Raw genomic sequence first — 20,147 nt, forward strand, 5'->3', positions numbered from 1 at the left:
GACCCCGGCCCGGCCCGGCGGTGATTTCCCCGCCGGATCGCGGGGGATCACGGGCCCAAAGGCCGCTGCGGCAGCCCTAGACTCTGCGCCTTTCATGCTGGGCCTCGCGCCATGACCATCGCAAGCCATCGCCGCTGGGCCGCCGTGCTGGGCCTGGCCTTCACGACGCTGCTGCAGCCGGCCGCCGCCGCCGAGCCGCGCGTGCTGCGCTATGCCTTCCCCATCGCCGAGAGCAGCTTCGATCCGGCGCAGATCACCGACCTCTATTCGCGCACCCTGGTCGCCGGCATCCTCGAGGCGCCGCTGGAATTCGCCTTCCTCGCCAGGCCGACGCGCATGCGGCCCAACACGGCCGCTGCCCTGCCCGAGGTCAGCGACGACTTCAAGACCTTCACCTTCCGCATCAAGCCGGGCATCTATTTCGCCGACGACCCGGCCTTCAAGGGCCCCGACGGTCGTCAGGTCAGGCGCGAGCTGGTGGCGGCCGACTACGTCTACTCGCTCAAGCGCCACTACGACCCGCGCTGGAAGAGCGGCAACCTCTACCTGCTCGAGAACGCCGGCATCCTGGGCCTGAGCGAGCTGCGCCGGCGGCTCATCGCCGAGAAGAAGCCCTTCGACTACGACGCGCCGGTGGAGGGCCTGCGCACGCTGGACCGCTACAGCTTCCAGATCCGCCTGGCCGAGCCGGCGCCGCGCTTTCTCTACAACTTCGCCGACGCCTCCTTCACCGGCGCGCTGGCGCGCGAGGTGGTGGAGTTCTACGGCGACAAGATCGGCGAGCACCCGGTGGGCACCGGCCCCTTCCGCCTGGCGGCCTGGAAGCGCAGCTCGCGCATCACGCTGGCCCGCAATCCCGCCTACCGCGAGGTGCTCTACGACGAAGAGGCGCCTGCCGGCGATGCGCGGCTGCAGGCCGTGGCCAGGCAGTTCAAGGGCCGGCGCCTGCCCCTGCTGGACCAGGTGGTGGTCTCGGTCATCGAGGAGACGCAGCCGCGCTGGCTGAGTTTTCTGAATGAGGAGCAGGACCTGGCGGCCGAGGTGCCGCCCGAGTTTGCCGGCGTGGCCTTCCCCAACAACCGCCTCGCGCCCAACCTGGCCAAGAAGGGCCTGCTGATGGTGCGCTATCCGCGCCCCGAGGTCTCGGTGTCCTACTTCGGCATGGAGAACCCGCTCGTCGGCGGCTACGAGCCGCACAAGGTGGCGCTGCGCCGCGCCATCAGCCTGGCGGTGGACCTGGACCGCGAAATTCGCCTGGTGCGGCGCGGCCAGGCCATCCCGGCCCAGGGCCCGATAGGCCCCGAGGTGACGGGCTACGACCCCGCCTTCAAGACCGAGATGAGCGATTACGACCTGGCGCGCGCCAAGGCCCTGCTCGACATGCACGGCTACGTCGACCGCAACCGCGACGGCTGGCGCGACCTGCCGGACGGCCAGCCGCTGCTGCTGGAGTACCACACCCAGCCCGACCAGCTGAGCCGCCAGCTCATCGAGCAGTGGCAGAAGAACATGAAGGCACTGGACATCAGGATCGAGTTCAAGACCGCCAAGTGGCCCGAGAACCTGAAGAGCAGCCGCGCCGGCAAGCTGATGATGTGGGGCGTGGGCTGGAGCGCCGCCCAGCCCGACGGCGACACCTTCCTGGGCCTGGGCTACGGCCCCAACAAGGGCCAGTCCAACCACGCGCGCTTCGACCTGCCGGCCTTCAACGCGCTGTACGCGCGCCAGCGCAGCCTGCCCGACGGGCCCGAGCGCCTGGCCCTGATGACCGAGGCGTCCAAGCTGATGGTGGCCTACATGCCCTACAAGACCCACGTCCACCGCATCCAGACCGACCTCGCCCAACCCTGGGTGCAGGGCTACCACCGCAACGTCTACGTGCGCGAGTTCTGGAAGTACATCGATGTCGATCCGGCCCTGGTGCGGCGCGGTGCGGAGGCTGCGCCATGAGGCGGCGCCAGGCCCTCGCGTTGGGCGCGGCGCTGGCGCTGCCAGGGCAGGCGGTCCGGGCCGCTGCGGCCGATGGCGGCGGCCCGCGCAAGGTGCTGCGCCTGGCCTTCCCGGTGGCCGAGACCGGCTTCGACCCGGCGCGCATCAGCGATCTCTATTCGCGCACCATCACGCCGCACATCTTCGAGGCGCTCTACCGCTACGATCATCTGGCGCGGCCCATCCTGATCAAGCCGCTCACGGCCGAGGCCCTGCCCGAGATCGCCGACGAATTCCGCAGCTACACCGTGCGCCTGAAGCGCGGCATCCTGTTCCAGGACGACGCCGCCTTCCAGGGTCAGCCGCGCGAGCTGACCGCAGCCGACTACGTCTACAGCTTCAAGCGCTTTGCCGACCCGGCCACCAAGTCGCCCGGCTGGGCCACGGTGGAAGACTTCCGCATCCTCGGCCTGGCCGAAGTGCGCCAGCGGGCGCTGGCCAACAAGCAGCCCTTCGACTACGACGCCGAGGTCGAGGGCCTGCGCGCGCTCGACCGCTACACGCTGCAGATCCGCATCGAGAAGCCGCGTCCGCGCTTCACCGAGACCCTGGCCGCCAGCGACCTCTACGGCGCGGTGGCGCGCGAGGTGGTGCAGCACTACGGCGACAGGATCGCCGAACACCCGGTGGGCACCGGGCCCTACCGGCTGGCGCAGTGGCGGCGCTCGTCCTTCATCGCCCTCGAACGCAACCCCGGCTACCGCGAAGTGCGGTGGGACGCCGAACCGGCACCCGGCGATGCCGAGGGCCAGGCCATCGCCGCGCGGCTCAAGGGCCAGCGCCTGCCGCTGATCGACCGCGTCGAGGTCTCCATCATCGAAGAAGCGCAGCCGCGCTGGCTGTCGTTCCTGAACGGGCAGATCGACCTCGTCGCGGTGCCGGGCGAGTTCGTGCCGGCGGCCATGCCCGGCGGCAAGGTTGCGCCCCACCTGGCGCGGCGCGGCGTGCGCGGCCAGCATGTGCTGCGCTCCGACGCCACGCTGAGCTACTTCAACATGGAAGACCCGGTGGTCGGCGGGCTGGCGCCGGCCCAGGTGGCGCTGCGCCGCGCCATCTGCCTGGGCGTGGACATCGAGCGCGAGGTGCGCCTGGCCTGGCGCGGCATGGCGCTGCCGGCGCAGTCCATCATCGTGCCCCACACCAGCGGCTACGACGCCCGCTTCAAGAGCAGCAACGGCGAATACAGCCCGGCACGCGCCAAGGCCCTGCTCGATCTCTACGGCTACACCGACCGCGACGGCGACGGCTGGCGCGAGCGCCCCGACGGCAGCCCGCTGCTGATCCGCTACGCCACCCAGCCCGACCAGAACAGCCGCCAGCTCATCGAGCTGTGGCAGCGCAACATGCTGGCCATCGGCATCCGCATGGAATTCGTGGCCGCCAAATGGCCCGAGAACCTCAAGGCGGCGCGTGCCGGCAAGCTGCAGATGTGGGGCCTGGGCTCACTGGCCGATTCCAGCGACGGCCAGAGCTCGCTGACCCGCCTGTACGGCCCGCAGGCCGGCCAGGGCAACCTGGCGCGCTTCCGGCTGCCGGCCTTTGACGCCGTCTTCGACAAGCTCACCGTGCTGCCCGACGGCCCCGAGCGCATGCAGTTGTTCGAGCAGGCCAAGCGCCTGCAGGTGGCCTACGCACCCTACAAGGTCCACGTCCACCGCATCCTCGCCGACCTCCAGCATCCCAAGGTCTACGGCTGGCGCCGGCCACTGTTCTGGCAGGAGTGCTGGCACATGCTGGACGTGCTGCCGCCCGGCCCCCCGGCCGCCTGAGCGGCTCGGGCTGTCGGGCTGTCGGGCCTCAGCCCGGCTGGGCGACGATGGTGACGCGGCGGTTCTCGGCCGCGGCCGGGTCGGCGGTGTTCATCAGCGCGGTCGAGCCCTTGCCGACGGCGTTGATGCGGTCGGCCGCCAGGCCGTGCTGCGCCATCAGGTAGTTGCGCACGCTCTCGGCGCGCGACTGGCTGAGCTTGAGATTGCGCTCGTCGCCGCCGCGCGGGTCGGCATGGCCTTCGATGGTGAACTTCACCTTCTCCAGCTTTTCGGACTTCATCGCCGCGGCCAGCACGTCGAGGGCGCTCTTGGCGCGCGGCGTCAGATCGGCCGAATCGGTGACAAAGGTGACCAGGATGGAGGCGCGGCCCGACTGCGCCGCGGTGGCGGCCGTGCCGGCAGCGGCCACGGCCGGGCGCACCGCGGGCTTGAAGCCGCGCGTGCGCGGCTGCTGCTCATCAGCGGCCGAGGCGGCGGCGGCGGGCGGCTTGAGCGCGTCGATCAGCGCCTGCTCGGTGACCTGGCCCTCGCGCAAGACCTTCTCCTGGGCGCTGGCGGGGCCGGCGGCGAGCAGCGCGGCGAGGGCGAGCACGGCGAGCTGGGATGGGAGCTTCATGGCGATCCTTCGGGTGCGGGTTGACCGGAATGCTAACGCTCGGACGCCCTTCCTGGGCCGGGCCGGGCACTTCCTGGCATGGCTGTCATTTCGCCACGGCCGCGGCCGCCTGCACAGGACACCTTGGTATAGCTCCACGTTTGCTTCATGCTTGCGGCCATGCCCGTGTTACCTTGCTGCTGCCAAACTGCCCGGCAACACCCGCCCAGATGAACGCACCCGCCACCGACCCCGGCGCCCACCCGCGCGGCTCGCTGCTGCTGGCCGATGACCACGGCCTGGTACGCCACGGCCTGCAGCTGCTGATCGCCGAGGTGCTGCCCCAGCTGCGCGTGCAGCTGGCCGGCTCGCTGGCCGAGACGGTGGCCACACTCAAGAGCGCCGGCCGCTTCGATCTGGTGCTGCTCGACCTGACGCTGTCCGACGTCCACGGCCTGGCCGGCCTGCACCGGCTGCGCGAAGACTTCCCCTATGTGCCGGTGGTCATCCTCAGTGCCCAGGACGACCGCGACACCGTGCTGGCGGCGCTGGACGGCGGCGCCATGGGCTTCATCAGCAAGGCGGCCTCGCCGGCCGAGCTGAAGGAGGCACTGACGCGCGTGCTGGTCGAGCACCGCATCCACCTGCCGCAATCGGTCTCGGGCGGCATGGCCGCCGTGCCGGCGCTGGGCGCCGACGGCGGCGGCGGGCGCGAGCTGGCCGAGCTGTCGGCGCTGGGCCTCACCGAGCGCCAGATCGAGGTGCTGGGTTACGTGGTGCAGGGCCTGCGCAACAAGGAGATCGCGCGCCTGCTCGACCGCAGCGAGGTGGTCGTCAAGAAGCACGTCACCGCCACCTTGCAGGCCCTGGGCGCACCCAACCGCACCAAGCTGCTGGTGCTGCTGAGCCAGCGCGGCTACCGCGTGCCCTCGATGCGCGCCGGCACCGTGGAAGGCGCGGACGGCGGGCCATGACCACGGCCGAGCTGCCCCGGCGCGAAGAGGGTCGCGAATCAGGGCGCGAGGGCGGGCCCGAAGGCACGGCGGCGGCCATCGGCGACCAGCTGCCGCGGCGGCGCCGCCGCCTGGGACTGTCGCTGATGGGACTGGGCGTGCTGGCGCTGGCGCTGCAGGGCTTCAGCGAATGGCTGCTGCCCTATGACGTGGCGGCGCTGGAAGCCGTGCGCCGCCTGACCGACTGGCCCCGGCTCTCGGCCGCCCGCCTGGTGTGGATCTGGGCCCTGCTCTGCGGTGCGCTGCTGGCGCTGCTCGCGCGGCGCCGGCGCCCACCGTTGGCGCTGGCGCCCCTCACCGGCTTGGTGCTGGGCTCGGCCCATGTCGCCGCCGGCGGCGCCGCGGCCTCGCTGGCCCTGCTGCTGCTGGTGGGCGTGGCCAGCCTGGGCTGGCATGCGCGCCGCGAGGGCGGCATGGCCCTGCTGCTGGGCTGCGCACTGGCGATGGCGAGCTGGGACGCGGTGCTGTCGAGCTACGCCACGCTATGGGGCTCGGCCGCGGTGCTGTCGGCCATGTTCGTCTGGATCGACCGCATGCACATCCGCGCCAACGACCGCCGCCTCTACAGCGCGCTGGCCGAGCGCGACCGATTGATCACCCGGCTCGACCAGCGCACCGAGGAGTTGACGGCGCTGCAGGGCGCGCGCACGCGCCTGCTGGCCAGCATCAGCCACGACCTGCGCCAGCCGCTGCAGGCGGTGCGCCTGTTTGCCGAGGCGCTGCAGGCGCCGGGCGACGGGAACGCACTGCAGGCGCCGGGCGGCGCAGATGCACGCCGCCAGGACCTGCTGCGCCAGCAGATGCGCGCCGCCGACGACGCCGTGGCCATGCTCGACCAGTTCAGCGAGTTCAGCGCCATCGAGCAGGGCGCGCTGCAATCCCACCCCGAGGTGGTGGACCTGCGCGATCTGCTCGACGGCGTTGCCGCCAGTCTCCAGGCCACCCACCCGCCGGAACTGCTGCGCCTGCGCGTACACGGCCGCCACCACGGTCTCTACACCGACCGCACCCAGCTCGCCCGCCTGGTGCAGAACCTGGCCGGCAACGCGGTGCGCTACAGCCTGGGCGCGCAGCCGGGACGGCCGGCGCGCGTGGTGCTGGCCGTGCGCCCGCGGCGGGCCGCCGACGGCGCCGAGGAGTTGCTGATCGACGTACACGACAACGGCCGCGGCATCCCGCACGACAAGCTCGAGGCGGTGTTCGAGCCCTATGTGCAGCTGAGCGGCGCCGGCAGCGGCGCCTCGCGCGGCGGTCGCGGCCTGGGCCTGGCCATCGTACGTGGCCTGGCGGCCCAGCTCGGGCTGCAGCTGGCGCCGGTGGTCTCGCGCCTGGGCCGCGGCACGCGTTTTCGCGTCGTCGTGCCGGCAGCGCTGCGCCGCGCGCCGCAGGAAGCCGCCGTCGCGCCGGTGGCGCCCGTCGTGCAGGCCGACCGCCTGGACGGCTGGCTGCTGGCCCTGCTGGAGGACGAGGACGCGCCGCGCGTGGCGCTGCGCGCCGCACTCGAAGGCGTGGGCGCCACCATCGTCGCCGCGGCCACGCTGGATCAGCTCAAGAGCCAGCTCGACGCGGAGCCGCGCTTCCCCGACGCCCTCGTCTTCGACCTCGACCTCGGCCCCGGCCGCCCCGACGGCCTGGCCGCGGTGGCCGAGCTGCGCGACGAGTGGGAGCTGCTGGTGCCGGCCGTCATCGTCACCGGCCGCATCGCGGTGATGGGCACGGTGCCCATGCCCAAGCGCTGCACCCTGCTGGGCAAGCCGGTGCCGCTGGCGGTGCTGGTGGGTACGCTGCGCCGCATTGCGCCGCCGGCGCGCGCCGCGGCCTGAGCGGCGGCGCACTGCCGGCACGCCGTGCGGTATCCCTCAGGATCATTCGCCGTCTGTCCATCCGGTGTTGCAATGGCCTTCAAGTTGCCGGAGAAGTCTCTTCCCGCCACGTTGACCCGAAAGAGGAAGTGAAATGTCCAAGTTGATGCGCGGCCTGGCCCTGTCGGGCGTGGCCCTGCTGATGGTGGTGCTGAACGACGCCCGCGCCCAGCGTGGCTTCGAGCTGATCTCGCCGGCCGAGGCGCAGAGCGAGGCGCGCGCCCAGGCCGACGCGCCCGAGCAGATCGCGCCGCGTGCCGCCGCGTCGCCGCGCGGCGACGCCACCGCGATCCGCGTCGTCTCGCCCACCACGGTGGCTGGAGGTGGCGGCGTGGCCGCGCCGGTGCGCATCGAGGTCGCCTTCAAGCCGGCGCCGGGTGCGCGCATCGTGCCCAGCAGCTTTCGCGTGCTCTACGGCTTGCTCAAGATCGACCTCACCGACCGCCTGCGCAAGCACGCCACGGTCAGCGAAAGCGGCGTCGTGGTCGAGCAGGCCCAGGTGCCCGACGGCCAGCACCGGCTGATCCTGCAGGTGGCCGACGACCAGGGCAACACGGCCGAGCAGGAACTGCGGCTGCGCGTCGGCGCGGCGTCCTGAGCTTCAGCCTCCGATGACGCCGCACCTGCCCATCCTGACGCGCCGCGGCACGCTGCGCCTGGGCCTGGCGGCCTCGTTCGCACGCGCTTGGCCGGCGGTGGCCCAAGCCCCGGAGGGGCAGCGCACGGGCCCGGCCCCGGAGGGGCCTCGTGTCGCCCTCGTCATCGGCAACGCCGCCTATGACGCGGCACCACTGCCCAATGCCGCCAACGACGCACGCGCGATGGCCGCGCTCTTGGCCGAGATGGGCTTTCGCGTCGTCACGGTGCGCGACGCCGGCCGTGCGCGCATGGAGCAGGCGCTGGCGCAGGCGCGCGAGCTGCTGGCCGGCCGCGGCGGCACGGGCCTGCTCTATTACGCCGGACACGGCCTGCAGCTCGACTGGCGCAACTACCTGCTGCCGGTGGATGCCGCGCCGGCCAGCGCCGCCGAGGTGCCGCGCCTGGCCTTCGACATCCAGGTGGCGCTCGACGCCTTCCGCGAGGCCGGCAACCGCATGAACATCGTCGTGCTCGACGCCTGCCGCGACAACCCCTTCGGCCGCAGCGCCACGGGCCGTGGCCTGGCGCCGCTGGACGCACCGCCGGGCAGCTTCCTGGCCTATGCCACGGCACCCGGCAATGTCGCCGAAGACGGCACGGCGGCCGATGGCAACGGCCTCTACACCCGCTTCCTGCTGCAAGAGCTGCGCCGGCCCGAGGCGCACATCGAAGACGTCTTCAAGCGCGTGCGCCTGCAGGTGCGCCGGGCCAGCCAGGGCCGCCAGGTGCCCTGGGAAAGCACCAGCCTGGAAGATGATTTCGTCTTTGCCAGTGGCGCCAAGCCGCCCGTGCCGCCGCCGGCCGAGCGCGAGGCGCAGATGCGGCGCGAGCTGGCCGACTGGGAGGCCGTGCGCACGACCCAGAAGGCCGACGCGCTTTTTGATTACCTCCAGCGCTACCCCGACGGCTGGTTTGCCGAGCCGGCGCAGTACCGGCTCGACCGCCTGCAGGCGCCCCAGGTCCTGGCCCAGGCCGATCCGCGCCTGGCCGCCCCGCCGCGCCCGGGCGCCGACCGCTGGGCGCTGGGCGACACCCTGGTCTGGGAACAGCTGGACCGCCGCAGCGGGCGCATCGAGCGCATCGAGGAGCGCGTCACCGGCCGCGACGGCGAGCGCGTGCTCATCAATGGCGGCACCATCGTGCGTGACCCCATGGGCGCCCAGTTGCAGAACGCCCACGGCCGCATCGACCCGCCGCTGCTGCTGGCCCCGGCCGACATCGCCGTCGGCAAGCGCTGGCGCAGCGCCACCCGGCTGCCGCTGGACGGTGGCGCGCCCTGGCAGGGCGCCATCGAGGCGCGTGCGGTGGCGCTGGAAGACATCGCCGTGCCGGCCGGCAGCTACCGCGCCTTCCGCGTCGAGTTTCGCGGCGAGCTGGTGCGCGCGGCGAGCAAGCTGGTGCTCGAAGAGACGCACTGGCTGGACCCCGCGACGCTGCATGTGCTGCGCCAGGAGCTGCGCTGGCACGAGGACGGCGCCCTGCGCGCCGACACCTCGCGCCGGCTGCTGAGCTTCACCCGCCAGCCGATGCCGTCGCGCCCGGCGGCACCGGCCTACCGGCGCTACTGACCGCAAGCCGCCACAAGAGCACACAGGGAGACAACGTGCAGACCCGCAGAACCCTCATGCTGATGCTGGCGCTGGCGCCGCTGGCGGCCCCGGCGCAGACGGCCGCGCCCGACACGCCCACGATGATCGAGGCGCTCAAGCCTGCGGCCACGCGGGGGCTGCGCAACCTGGTGGTAAGACAGAAGGCCGAGGCCGAGCCGGCGTCGGCCTCGGCCGCCTCGGCACCTGCCGCGGCGCCGATGCAGGCCGCGGCCAACGCGGCGCCACCGCCAGCTGCCCTGACCGCACCGGCCGGCCCGCCGCCCAGCCTTTCGCTGGCCATCCAGTTCGAGAACAACTCGGCCCAGGTGCGCCCCGAAAGCGGCCGCGTGCTCGGCAACCTGGTGGCCGCGATGCAGTCGCCCGAGTTGAAGGGCGTGCGCTTCGCCATCGAGGGCCACACCGATGCACGCGGTGGTGCCCAGGCCAACCAGGCACTGTCGCAGCAGCGCGCCGACGAGGTGCGCCTGTACCTCATCGCGCTGGGCGTACACCCGGCGCGGCTGAGAGCCGTCGGCAAGGGCGCCAGCGAGCCGGCCAATCCCTTCGATCCGGCCGCGTCCGAGAACCGCCGCGTGCGCGTGGTGACGCTGGAATGAAACCGCAGCCTGGACTCGTGACGATTGCAGCGCTCTGCGCCGCGCTGCTGGCCGCGCCGGCGCTGGCGCTGGCGCAGACCACGCCGCCGGCCGAGCGCCAGACCCGCCACGCACTGATCATCGGCATCGGCGAATACGCCGACCCCAACGTGCCTGAGCTGCGCGGCATGCGCCACGACATCGCCAGCGCCCGCCGCATGGCCGCGGCGATGGCCGTGCCCGAGGCCAACACCACCGTGCTGCGCGACGGCGCCGCCACCGCCGAGCGCATCCGCGCCGAGATCGCCGCGCTGGACGCCCGCGTCGCCGACGGCGACCGCGTCTTCGTCTACTACTCGGGCCACGGCACGCGCTGGGCCGAGGCCCAGGTCGACGGCAAGGCCGGCGACCAGGGCTGCATTGAAGGCTTGCTGGCCGCCGACGGTCAGGCGCTGACGAATGTCGAGATCGGCCAGCGCCTGGCCCCGTTGGCGCGCCGCGCCGACAAGATGCTGGTCTTCTACGACGCCTGCTTCTCGGGCGGCCTGGCCGGCGTGCCGCCGCGCACGCGCAGCCTGCTCGGCGGCGACGACACCATCACACCCAAGTTCACGCCCAAGTTCACGCGTGCGGGTGCGGCCGACGCCTGCGCCCAGCCCAGCAACTACCGCTCGCGCAGCCTGGCCGCCGTGCTGCGCCAGCAGCAGGCCCTGCCCGAGAACGTGGTTCACATCGCCGCCAGCCGGCCCGACGAGCTGAGCTTCGACAGCAGCACGCGCGGCGGCTTTGCCACCAGCCAGTGGCGCGACTGCCTGCTCGGCCAGGCGCAAGACCTGGACGGCAGCGGCGCCATCACGGTCGACGAGGTCACGCAGTGCGCCCAGGCCCGGGTGACGCGGGCGCTGGCCGGTCAGCCCGGCATCAGCGGCCAGCACCTGGCCATCGCCGGCAATGCCGGCTTCGTGCCGGCCTGGATGGGTGCCGACTTCGCGCCCGCCGCCGCTCCCAGTACAGCCCCGGCCCGGCGCGCCACGCCGGCGCAAATCCTGGCCGAGCTGCACGGCCAGCGCGACGGCGAGCGCCGCGTCGTCGCCACGCTGCGCCAGCCGCGCCTGAAGATCGGCGTCGATGCGCTGCAGCTCGACGTGACGCCGGCGCGCGACGGATTTCTCTACGTCGCGCTGGCCGCCAGCGACGGCCAGAGCCTGTACCTGCTTTACCCCAACGATTTGGCGAGCGACAACCGCGTGCGTGCTGGCCAGCGCCTGGCCCTGCCGGGCAAGGGCTGGGAGATCCAGGCCGCCGGCCCGCCCGGCACCGAGACCCTGCTGGTGCTGGTGAGCGACGCGCCGCGCGACCTCAGCGGTCTTGCGCGCGAGAAGGCCGGGCCCTTCGTCAAGACCCTGCTCGACGACCAGGGCCGGGCGCGGCTGCAGGGCGTGCTGGCCAACGGCACGCCGCGCGCCGGCTGCGGCAAGGCCGGCGCGGCCAGCTGTTCCGACGCCTTCGGCGCCGCGCTGCTGACGGTGGAATCCGTGCGCTGATGCGCGCCTCTGCGCCCCGGTAGCCGGCGCGGGCGGTCAGGGCCGATGCCGGCCGGCCTAGCATCAGGGCTCCGCCGCATCCAGGCCGCCCCGACTTGAATCCCTTGCCATCGTCCCTTTCCCGCCGCCACCTGCTCGCCGCCGCGGCCGGCAGCTTTGTCTGCCCGGCACGGGCCCAGGCCGAGGCGCCACGCGTGGCCGTCGTCATCGGCAATGCCGCCTACGCGGGGGCGCCGCTGGCCAACCCGGTGAACGACGCCCGCCTGATGACGGCCACGCTCGCCGGCATGGGTTTCGAGGTCGTCGAGGCGCGCGACGCCAGCCGCACCCGCATGCTCGAGGCGCTGGCCGAGGCCGGGCGCCGCCTCGCCGGCCGCCAGGGCACAGGCCTGCTCTACTACGCCGGCCACGGCCTGCAGGTCGACTGGCGCAACTACATGCTGCCGGTGGACGCCAGCCCGCGCAGCGCGGCCGAGGTCGCGGCCCAGGCGCTGGACGTGCAGGCCGGGCTCGATGTCTTCCGCGCCGCCGGCTGCCGCATGAACATCGTCGTGCTCGACGCCTGCCGCGACAACCCCTTCGGCGCCAGCGCCTCGGGCCGGGGCCTCGCGCCGGTGGACGCGCCGCCGGGCAGCTTTCTGGCCTACGCCACGGCGCCCGGCCACCTGGCCGAGGACGGCAGCGTCACCGACGGCAACGGCCTCTACACCCGCCACCTGGCGCGCGAGATGCAGCGCGCCGACGCCCGCATCGAGGACGTCTTCAAGCGCGTGCGCCTGCAGGTGCGCCAGTTCAGCCAGGGCCGCCAGGTGCCGTGGGAGAGCACCAGCCTGGAGGACGATTTCGTCTTCGCCACCGGGCGCCGCGCCGACGCCGCGCCGGAAGCCCGCCGCGATGCCGATTTCGACGCCGAGAAGGCCGAGTGGGACCGCGTCAAGGACAGCAGCCGCGCCGCCGATCTGTACGACTTCCTGCAGCGCCACCCCGGGGGCCGCCTGGCCGAGCAGGCGCAGTTCCGGCTCGACCAGCTGGCGCGGCCCGTGGTGCAGCCGGTGCTGGCGGTCAAGGCCTTGGCCAGCGGCGTCGCGCGTTACCGCGTCGGCGACGCCTGGACGCTGGAGCGCCAGGATCGCCAGGGCGGCGGCACCACGAGGCCGCATGCCGAGGTCACGGCCATCGAGGGCGGGCGCGTGCTCGTGAACGGCGGCGAGATCGTGCTCGACCAGATGGGCGGCATCCTGCTCAACCGCTTCGGCGCCAAGGACCCGGCGCTGCTGGTGGCGCCGGCCGACATGCAGGTGGGCAAGCGCTGGCGCACCGCCTTCACCAACAAGCAGCCGGGCCGGCCGCCGGGGCGCAGCTATTACGAGTGCCGCGTCACCGCGCTGGAAGCGGTCACGGTGCCGGCCGGCCGTTTCCGCGCCTTTCGCGTCGAATGCAGCGGCGAGGCCATCGGACCGCGCGGCGGTGGCCGCCGCCTGCAGATCAAGACCTGGTTCGACCCCGCCACCATGACCCTGGTGCGCCACGAGGTGCGCCAGACCTCGCTGGACGGCGCCACGGTGCTGGAAGACACGATCGATCAGCTCGTCTCACGCAAGCTCGCCCAGCGCGACTGATCGCATCGTGACTGTGTCACGATGGCCTGGCCCGCCCGTCCCGCGGCGGAATAAGCCAGAACCCCCACTCGTATCCCCACTATGGACGCCCCCCCGGCCTTCCGCAGCCAGCTGCTCGACGCCCTGCCGCGCCTGCGGCGCTATGCGCGTTCGCTGGCCTATGACAGCGCGGTCGCCGACGACCTGACCCAGCAGACGCTGGAGCGCGCGCTGTCGCACTGGCGCCAGTTCGACCCCCGCCGCGACATGGGCGTGTGGCTGTTGTCCATCGCCCACAACGCGCACATGGACACGCTGCGGCGCGAATCGCGCATGACCGTGACCGACCCCGAAGACCTGCAGCGCGTGCAGGACGAGGCCGGCGGCGACCTCGGCCATGACGTCGGCCTGCGCATGGACCTGCGGGCCGCGCTCGCCCTGCTCTCGCCCGAGCAGCGCCAGCCGCTGCTGCTGGTGTGCGTGGAGCAGCTGAGCTACGCCGAGGTGGCCGAGGTGATGAACATTCCGGTGGGCACGGTGATGTCCAGGGTGTGCCGGGCGCGGGCGACGCTGCGGCGTTTTCTGGAAGGCGAGGTGCGCCCCGGTGCGCCTGCGCTGCGACGGGTGGTTTGAAATGAGCAGTACCGAACGTATCAATGACGAAGAATTGAGCGCCTGGGTCGACGGCGAGCTCGATGCTGGCGCGCGCCAGCGCGTCGACGCCTGGCTGCAAACCCATCCCGACGACGCCGCCCGCGTGCGGCGCTGGGAGGCCGACCGCGACGCCCTGCGCGAGCTGTTCGCGGCGCCGGTCGTCGACCCCGTGCCGCCGCGCCTGCACAACGCCGTCTGGCGCCCTGCGCGCACGCCGCGCTGGGCCCTGGCCGCCGCCGCGGCCGGCCTGCTGGTCGCCGGCGCGCTGGCCGGTGGCGCCGGCATCTGGCGCTGGCAGCAGCAGGAAATGGCTTCGCTGCAGGTAAGGCTGGCCGCCGGCACCGCACAGGGCTGGGTGCGGCGCGCGGCGCTGGCGCACAGCGTCTACACCATCGAGCCGCGCCACGCGGTCGAGGTCAAGGCCCAGGAAGAGCATCTGGCGCGCTGGCTCACGCGGCGCATCGAGGTGCCGGTGAAGCTGTTTGACCTGCACGCCCAGGGCTGGGATCTCGTGGGTGGGCGCCTGCTGCCCGACGGCCCCGGCAAGAGCGCCCAGCTCATGTACCAGGACGGCAAGGGCCAGCGCGTCACGGTCTATCTGCGCAAGCCCGAGGTGGGCGCCGAAACCGCCTTCCGTTACGAGCAGCAGGGCGAGCTGGGCCTGTTCTACTGGGTCGAGGAAGGCGCCGGCTACGCCCTGGTGGGCAAGCTGCCGCGCGCCACCCTGCTGGCCCTGGCCGAGGCCATCTACCAGCAGCAGACGACGCCGGCCCCGGCGCCGCCGGCGCCCGCCGTCTCGGCGCCGACAAGTTAAGGGCGGGCCTGGCGCAGCGGCCTACCTAGAATCCGCCGCATGCCGCTGAACCGGCGCCTGGCGGCGCTGCACCGCTTCGCCGTCGTCGCCCTGCTCGGCTTTGCCTCGGGCCTGCCGCTGGCCCTCACCGGCCAGGCCCTGCAGGCCTGGCTCACGGTCGAGGGCCTGAGCCTGGCCACCATCGGCTTTCTCAGCCTGGTCGGCCTGCCCTACACCTTCAAGTTTTTGTGGGCGCCGCTGCTCGACCGCTTCGACCTGCCCTGGCTGGGCCGCCGCCGCGGCTGGCTGGTGCTGAGCCAGCTGGCCCTGGCCGCCGCGCTGTGGGCCCTGGCTGCCACCGCGCCGCGCGACGCCATCCGCGCCTTCGCGCTGCTGGCGCTGGCGGTGGCCTTTCTCTCGGCCTCGCAGGACGTGGTCATCGACGCCTACCGCACCGACCTGCTGCCGCCGCCCGAGCGCGGCCTGGGCGCCTCGCTGGGCGTGATGGGCTACCGGCTGGCGATGATCCTCTCGGGCGGCATCGCCCTGATCTGGACCGACGCGGCCCAGGGCGGCGGCTGGACCTGGCCCGAGGTCTACCGCTTGATGGGGGTGCTGATGGCCTGCGCGGCCGTGCTCTCGGCCCTGATCCTGCCGCCCCTGCCACCGTTGCCGCCCTCTCGCGAGAAGCCGGCCAGCGCCGCCGGCGACCTGCGCGGCTTTGCCGCCATGCTGGCCGCGGTGGCGGCCGGGGTCTGGGCCAGCGACCGCTGGGCCCCCGGGCTGGCCTCGGCCCTGCTGGCGCCGCTGCTGGCCGGCGGCTCGCTGCCGGCGGCGCTGCAGCAGCGCTGGATCGACCTCGCGGCGCTGCTGCTGGGCATTGCCTTCACGCTGCCGCTGGCGGCCTGGGTGGCGCGCCGCGCCGGCTTCGAGACCCTGCTGGGCGGCCTGCGTGGCTATTTCAGCCAGCGCGGCGCCGGCGCCTTTTTGCTCTTCATCGTGCTCTACAAGCTGGGCGATGCCTTCGCCGGCTCGCTGATGACGCCCTTTCTGCTCAAGAGCATGGCCTACACCTCGGCCGAGGTCGGCGTCGTCAACAAGGTGCTGGGGCTGTGGATGACGCTGGGCGGCGCCCTGCTCGGCGGCACGCTGATGCTGCGCCTGGGCCTGTGGCGCTCGCTGATGCTCTTCGGCCTGCTGCAGATGGCCAGCAATCTGGGCTTCTGGTGGCTGGCCGTGGCCGGCAAGGGCGTGCTGCCCGGCGCCACGCTGCCGCCCTTCGACTGGGGCTTCGTCAAGCTGGCCGCGGCCACCCCGGTGGACGGCGGCCTGCTGATGGTGGTGGCCTTCGAGAACCTCAGCGGCGGCATGGGCACGGCCGCCTTCGTGGCCTTCTTGATGAGCCTGTGCGACCGCCGCTTCACGGCCACGCAGTACGCGCTGCTGAGCGCCTTTGCCGCGGTGGGCCGGGTCTGGGTCGGGCCGCTGGCCGGTGTGCTGGCCGAAAGCATAGGCTGGCCCACCTTCTTCGTCGTCAGCACCGTGCTGGCGGTGCCGGCGTTGCTGCTGCTGCTGCAACTGCGCGCCAGCGTGCAAGCCTTGGAACTGCCGCCCCCCGGCACGGCGGCCGAAGACTGAAGGCCCTGGTCAATATTGACAGCGCGACTGCGCGGCTCTGACTTTCTTGGACGGGGTGCGGTCCCTAACGTGGCAAGCCTGGGCCCGGACGAAGGCCCGCCACCGCAGGAGCCCCGCCATGATCACCGCCCACTTCCCCTTGCCCACCGTCCACACCCCGGTCGCGCGCACCGAGACGCTGCGGCCCCACGCGGTCGAGGAATCGACGCTGACGCGCTGGCTGGCACAGTCGCTGGACCACGTCGGCCACGGCATGCTGCTGGTGAGCGCCGGCGCCCGCGTGCTGCACGCCAACCGCCAGGCCCACGCCGCGCTGGACGAGCTGGCGCCGCTGCGCATCGAATGCGGCCGCCTGGTGGCGCGCACCGCCGTTGACACCGCCGCGCTGCAGGATGCGCTGCAGGCCGCCATCCAGCGCGGCCTGCGCCGCATGATCAGCCTGGGCAGCGGCAGCCAGGCGGCGACGCTGGCGGTGCTGCCGCTGGCCAGCGCAGGTGAAGACGGCAGCAGCGGCGCGGCCCTGGTGTCGCTGCCGCAGTCGCGCCGCACCCATGACCTGGCGGTACACAACTTCGCCCGCATGCACGGCTTCACGGCCGCCGAGACCGCAGTGCTCGAAGGCCTGCTCGAAGGCCAGCGCCCGACCGACATCGCGCTGGCCAAGGGCGTGCAGCTCTCGACCATCCGCACGCAGATCGGCCAGCTGCGCCAGAAGTGCGGCGCCCACAGCATCCGCGAGCTGCTGGCCCGCGTCGCCGCGCTGCCGCCGATGCTGGCGCTGGTGCAGTAAGCGTCTTACCAGCGCGGCGGCAGCGGCCGCAGCAGGCGCCAGCGGCGCTGGTCCTGGCGCAGATAGCCGCCGCGCACCAGGTCGCCCAGCAGCTTGGTGACCATGGTGCGCGAGCAGCCCACCTGCTGCGCCAGCTGCTCCTGGGTCAGCGCCACCGGCATCCAGCGCGTGCCGTCGGGCTGGGGCAGGGCGGCGTCGCGCAGCAGCGGCACCAGGCGGCTGTAGGCATCGCCCAGCGCCAGGTCGCGCGCCCGCGTCGAGAGGTTGCGGGCGCGGTGGATCACCTTGGCCAACAGCTCGAAGGCCAGCTCGGGGCGCTCGGCGATGCACTGCTCCAGCGTCTGCCTCGTCACGATGCGGCACACCGCCGCCTGCTCGACGATGACATTGGCCGAGCGCGGGCCGCCGTCCAGGCTCAGCTCGCCCATGTACTCGCCGGCGCCGTAGATGCCGTAGGTGAACTCCTGGCCATCGGCGCTGGCGGCATAGGCACGCAGGCGACCGCGCACGATGAAGTAGAGCGTGCCGCCGGGGTCGCCCTCCTGGATCAGCAGCGCGCCGCGGCGGTAGCGGCGCTCGGCGCCGCGCTCGGCGACGCCGCGCATGGCCGGTGAGAGCAGGGCAAGGCCATCTTCGTCGGCAGGGTGGGTCATGGGCTTGGACTGCAACTTCAAAACAGGCGCAGCGGCAGGCTGCGCAACCTCTGGCCGGTCAATGCGAACAGCGCATTGGCCAGCGCCGGCGCCAGCGGCGGCACGCCGGGCTCGCCCACGCCCTCGGGGTGGGCGTCGCTGGCGATGATGTCGGTGACGATCTCGGGGCAGGCCGCCAGGCGCAGCACCGGCTGGTCGTGGAAATTGCTCTCCTGCACGCGGCCCGCCACGATGGTGGTCTCGCCAAAGAGCGCGGCCGAGAGCCCGAAGACCACCGCGCTTTCGAGCTGCTGGCGGATCAGGCCGGGGTTGACCGGCGTGCCGCAATCGATGACGGCGACGACGCGGTGCACGCGGATCGACCTGTCGCCGGCCAGCGAGGCCTCCACCACCTCGGCCACCACCGAGCCGAAGCTCTGGTGCAGCGCCACACCGCGCGCCACGGGCGCGCCATCGGCGGCGGGCTGCAACGGCTTGCCCCAGCCGGCCAACTCGGCGGCACGCTGCAGCACGCGCAGGTGTCGCGGGTGCTTGCCCAGCAGGCCGGCGCGCAAGGCCACCGGGTCCTGGCCGGCCGCGTGCGCCACCTCGTCGAGGAAGCTCTCCTTGAAGAAGGCCTGGTGCGAATGGCCGACCGAGCGCCAGAAGCCCACCGGCAGTGCCGCCTCCACCAGCGTGTGGCCCACCCGTGCGGCGGCAAACTCGTAGGGCTGGTCGAACGAGCCCTCGGCCGCGGTCTTGTCCATGCCCATGCCGGGCAGGTAGCCCAGGCCGCGCGTGGCCCGCCCGAGCGCCAGCTGTCCTTGCGCCAGCTGCGGCAGGCCGGCCACACCGGCGGCATAGCGCGCCATCGCCTGCGGCACGATGGCCTGGCTGGCCGACTGGTGGCTCCAGGCGACGAGCCGGCCTTGCGCATCGAGCCCGGCGGCCAGGCGCGCCACCGCGCCCGGGCGGTAGAAGTCGTGCGTCGTGTCCTGCTCGCGCGACCAGATCAGCTGCACCGGCCGCCCCGGCAGGGCCTGGGCGATGAGGGCGGCCTGGGCGACGAAGTCGGTGTCGAGCCGGCGCCCGAAGCCGCCGCCAATCAGCTGCACGCGCATCTCGACCTTGCTCTCGTCCAGCCCGAGCGCGCGTGCGGCGACGGCGCGTGCGATGTCGGGCACCTGGGTCGAGGCCCAGACTGTGGCCGCGCCGTCCTTCACGAGCACGGTGCAGTTGATGGGCTCCAGCGCCAGGTGGGCCAGGTAGGGCGCGCGGTACTCGGCCTTGAGCGTGTGCGCGGCGCCGGCCAGCGCGGCATCCACATCGCCGCGGCTGAAGTAGGTGAAGCTCTCGTCGCGGTCCAGCGCGGTGGCAAAGCTGTCCATCAGCGCCGCGCTGGACAGCGTGGCCACGGCACCATGCTCCCACTGCACCGCCACATCCCTGGCCGCGGCCAGCGCCTGCCAGGGCCGCTCTGCGATGACCGCCACGCCGCCGCTGGCGCCGGCCTGCTGCGGCGGCAGCGCCAGCAGCTTCAGCACGCCGGGGCGGCCCGACGCCGCCGCGGCGTCGAAGCGGGCGACACGGCCACCCAGCGTGGGACACATCTGCACGCTCGCGTAGACCATGCCGGGTTCGCGCACGTCGATGCCGAAGCGCGCGCTGCCGTCGGTCTTGGAGGCAGCTTCGATGCGCGGCACGGCGCGGCCGATCAGGCTGAACTCGGCCGGCGTCTTGAGCCGCGGACGCGGCGGGATGGGCAACCGCGCCGCCGCTTCGGCCAGCTCGCCCATGCGCGCCGACTTGCCCGAGGCATGGCTCAGCACACCCGCCTTGACGCCAATCTCGGCCGGGGCCACGCCCCAGCGTGCCGCCGCCGCGGCCACCAGCATGGCGCGCGCCGAGGCGCCGGCCTCGCGCATGGGCAGCCACAAGTCCTTCAGGCTGGACGAGCCGCCGGTCATCATCAGCCCGAACTCACGCGCCGCCTTGGCCGTGACCCATTCCAGGCCGCGCCTCAGCGTGCCGGCGTCGTCGGGGTGGAAGGGCAGGGCATCGACGACGGTGGCGATGTTGTTGTAGATCGCGTCCACCGGCGCCGGCTCCACCTGCACGCGGGACCAGTCGGCGTCCAGCTCGTCGGCCAGCACCATGGCCAGGCCGGTGTGTACGCCCTGGCCCATCTCGCTGCGCGCCACCACCACCGTGATGCGGTCGTCGCTGCCGATGCGCAGCCAGCCGTTGAAGGCGCGCTGGCCGGCCACGGCGGGCAGCGGCCGGCTGCCGACGAGGCGGCGGCGCGGCGGCAGCAGGGTCCAGCCCAGGCCCAGGGCGCAGGCGGCGGCCAGCGGGCCCAGCACGAAATGACGTCTTTTCATGGGGGTGCGCGGCGGCGCGGGCGGTGCGGCGGCGACCGCGGCAGCATAACGCCGGCACGCGGCCG

16 protein-coding genes are annotated in these 20,147 nt (G+C 73.1%); 13 read left to right on the forward strand and 3 right to left on the reverse strand.

The window, feature by feature from the left end; translation table 11 throughout:
- Positions 1-111: 111 nt before the first annotated feature.
- Together JMV16_RS14555 and JMV16_RS14560 are read left to right on the forward strand one after the other, a co-directional pair.
- Positions 112-1,950 (forward strand): ABC transporter substrate-binding protein, encoded by a 1,839-nt coding sequence (locus JMV16_RS14555; RefSeq protein ID WP_201495005.1) that lies wholly within the window; start codon positions 112-114, stop codon positions 1,948-1,950.
- The gene (locus JMV16_RS14560) at positions 1,947-3,758 is read left to right on the forward strand and encodes an ABC transporter substrate-binding protein (protein WP_201495006.1); all 1,812 of its coding nucleotides are present in this window, start codon (positions 1,947-1,949) and stop codon (positions 3,756-3,758) included. Before JMV16_RS14555 ends, JMV16_RS14560 begins: the two co-directional genes overlap by 4 nt.
- Before the next feature lie 28 nt (positions 3,759-3,786).
- Here the strand turns inward: JMV16_RS14560 and JMV16_RS14565 are convergent, their stop codons facing one another.
- Positions 3,787-4,374 carry an OmpA family protein gene (locus tag JMV16_RS14565; protein WP_201495007.1) on the reverse strand — a complete coding sequence of 196 codons (588 nt, stop codon included), beginning with the start codon at positions 4,372-4,374 and terminating at the stop codon, positions 3,787-3,789.
- 209 nt (positions 4,375-4,583) lie between these two features.
- On the opposite strand from JMV16_RS14565, the gene JMV16_RS14570 reads away from it, so the two are divergent.
- From JMV16_RS14570 to JMV16_RS14620, 11 genes are all read left to right on the forward strand, one after another.
- A complete protein-coding gene (locus JMV16_RS14570) occupies positions 4,584-5,327 on the forward strand; it encodes a response regulator transcription factor (protein ID WP_201495008.1) in 744 nt (247 codons plus the stop codon).
- On the forward strand, positions 5,324-7,189 hold the full coding sequence (locus JMV16_RS14575) for an ATP-binding protein (RefSeq protein ID WP_201495009.1): 1,866 nt from the start codon (positions 5,324-5,326) through the stop codon (positions 7,187-7,189). Before JMV16_RS14570 ends, JMV16_RS14575 begins: the two co-directional genes overlap by 4 nt.
- A gap of 133 nt (positions 7,190-7,322) precedes the next feature.
- Positions 7,323-7,826 (forward strand): hypothetical protein, encoded by a 504-nt coding sequence (locus JMV16_RS14580; protein ID WP_201495010.1) that lies wholly within the window; start codon positions 7,323-7,325, stop codon positions 7,824-7,826.
- Positions 7,827-7,839: 13 nt separating this feature from the next.
- Positions 7,840-9,435: a caspase domain-containing protein gene (locus JMV16_RS14585; protein WP_201495011.1), complete on the forward strand. Its 1,596-nt coding sequence runs from the start codon at positions 7,840-7,842 to the stop codon at positions 9,433-9,435.
- 35 nt (positions 9,436-9,470) lie between these two features.
- A complete protein-coding gene (locus JMV16_RS14590; RefSeq protein ID WP_201495012.1) occupies positions 9,471-10,073 on the forward strand; it encodes an OmpA family protein in 603 nt (200 codons plus the stop codon).
- Positions 10,070-11,596, forward strand: a complete 1,527-nt coding sequence (locus tag JMV16_RS14595) for a caspase family protein (protein ID WP_201495013.1) — start codon at positions 10,070-10,072, stop codon at positions 11,594-11,596. Before JMV16_RS14590 ends, JMV16_RS14595 begins: the two co-directional genes overlap by 4 nt.
- A 95-nt stretch (positions 11,597-11,691) precedes the next feature.
- Positions 11,692-13,215 carry a caspase domain-containing protein gene (locus tag JMV16_RS14600; RefSeq protein WP_201495014.1) on the forward strand — a complete coding sequence of 508 codons (1,524 nt, stop codon included), beginning with the start codon at positions 11,692-11,694 and terminating at the stop codon, positions 13,213-13,215.
- Positions 13,216-13,296: 81 nt separating this feature from the next.
- Positions 13,297-13,827, forward strand: a complete 531-nt coding sequence (locus tag JMV16_RS14605) for an RNA polymerase sigma factor (protein ID WP_201495015.1) — start codon at positions 13,297-13,299, stop codon at positions 13,825-13,827.
- Between the two features lies 1 nt (position 13,828).
- Positions 13,829-14,662, forward strand: a complete 834-nt coding sequence (locus JMV16_RS14610) for an anti-sigma factor family protein (RefSeq protein WP_201495016.1) — start codon at positions 13,829-13,831, stop codon at positions 14,660-14,662.
- A gap of 39 nt (positions 14,663-14,701) precedes the next feature.
- Entirely contained in the window at positions 14,702-16,279 is a 1,578-nt protein-coding gene (locus JMV16_RS14615) for an AmpG family muropeptide MFS transporter (protein ID WP_201495017.1), read from the forward strand.
- Positions 16,280-16,397: 118 nt separating this feature from the next.
- Complete coding sequence (locus JMV16_RS14620) at positions 16,398-17,069, forward strand: helix-turn-helix transcriptional regulator (protein ID WP_201495018.1); 672 nt, start codon at positions 16,398-16,400, stop codon at positions 17,067-17,069.
- 5 nt (positions 17,070-17,074) lie between these two features.
- Here the strand turns inward: JMV16_RS14620 and JMV16_RS14625 are convergent, their stop codons facing one another.
- A complete protein-coding gene (locus tag JMV16_RS14625; protein WP_201495019.1) occupies positions 17,075-17,722 on the reverse strand; it encodes a Crp/Fnr family transcriptional regulator in 648 nt (215 codons plus the stop codon).
- 17 nt (positions 17,723-17,739) lie between these two features.
- The gene (locus JMV16_RS14630) at positions 17,740-20,082 is read right to left on the reverse strand and encodes a xanthine dehydrogenase family protein molybdopterin-binding subunit (protein WP_201495020.1); all 2,343 of its coding nucleotides are present in this window, start codon (positions 20,080-20,082) and stop codon (positions 17,740-17,742) included.
- Positions 20,083-20,147 lie beyond the last annotated feature (65 nt).

This window comes from Rubrivivax sp. A210 (genome assembly GCF_904426505.1).
Taxonomy (GTDB): Bacteria; Pseudomonadota; Gammaproteobacteria; order Burkholderiales; family Burkholderiaceae_C; genus Rubrivivax.

Excerpts from the sequence above, each read along its gene's own strand:
- JMV16_RS14555 (WP_201495005.1), top strand. The coding sequence starts at position 112 with ATGACCATCGCAAGCCATCGCCGCTGGGCCGCCGTGCTGGGCCTGGCC.
- JMV16_RS14560 (WP_201495006.1), top strand. The coding sequence starts at position 1,947 with ATGAGGCGGCGCCAGGCCCTCGCGTTGGGCGCGGCGCTGGCGCTGCCA.
- JMV16_RS14565 (WP_201495007.1), bottom strand. The coding sequence starts at position 4,374 with ATGAAGCTCCCATCCCAGCTCGCCGTGCTCGCCCTCGCCGCGCTGCTC.
- JMV16_RS14570 (WP_201495008.1), top strand. The coding sequence starts at position 4,584 with ATGAACGCACCCGCCACCGACCCCGGCGCCCACCCGCGCGGCTCGCTG.
- JMV16_RS14575 (WP_201495009.1), top strand. The coding sequence starts at position 5,324 with ATGACCACGGCCGAGCTGCCCCGGCGCGAAGAGGGTCGCGAATCAGGG.
- JMV16_RS14580 (WP_201495010.1), top strand. The coding sequence starts at position 7,323 with ATGTCCAAGTTGATGCGCGGCCTGGCCCTGTCGGGCGTGGCCCTGCTG.
- JMV16_RS14585 (WP_201495011.1), top strand. The coding sequence starts at position 7,840 with ATGACGCCGCACCTGCCCATCCTGACGCGCCGCGGCACGCTGCGCCTG.
- JMV16_RS14595 (WP_201495013.1), top strand. The coding sequence starts at position 10,070 with ATGAAACCGCAGCCTGGACTCGTGACGATTGCAGCGCTCTGCGCCGCG.
- JMV16_RS14605 (WP_201495015.1), top strand. The coding sequence starts at position 13,297 with ATGGACGCCCCCCCGGCCTTCCGCAGCCAGCTGCTCGACGCCCTGCCG.
- JMV16_RS14610 (WP_201495016.1), top strand. The coding sequence starts at position 13,829 with ATGAGCAGTACCGAACGTATCAATGACGAAGAATTGAGCGCCTGGGTC.
- JMV16_RS14615 (WP_201495017.1), top strand. The coding sequence starts at position 14,702 with ATGCCGCTGAACCGGCGCCTGGCGGCGCTGCACCGCTTCGCCGTCGTC.
- JMV16_RS14620 (WP_201495018.1), top strand. The coding sequence starts at position 16,398 with ATGATCACCGCCCACTTCCCCTTGCCCACCGTCCACACCCCGGTCGCG.
- JMV16_RS14625 (WP_201495019.1), bottom strand. The coding sequence starts at position 17,722 with ATGACCCACCCTGCCGACGAAGATGGCCTTGCCCTGCTCTCACCGGCC.
- JMV16_RS14630 (WP_201495020.1), bottom strand. The coding sequence starts at position 20,082 with ATGAAAAGACGTCATTTCGTGCTGGGCCCGCTGGCCGCCGCCTGCGCC.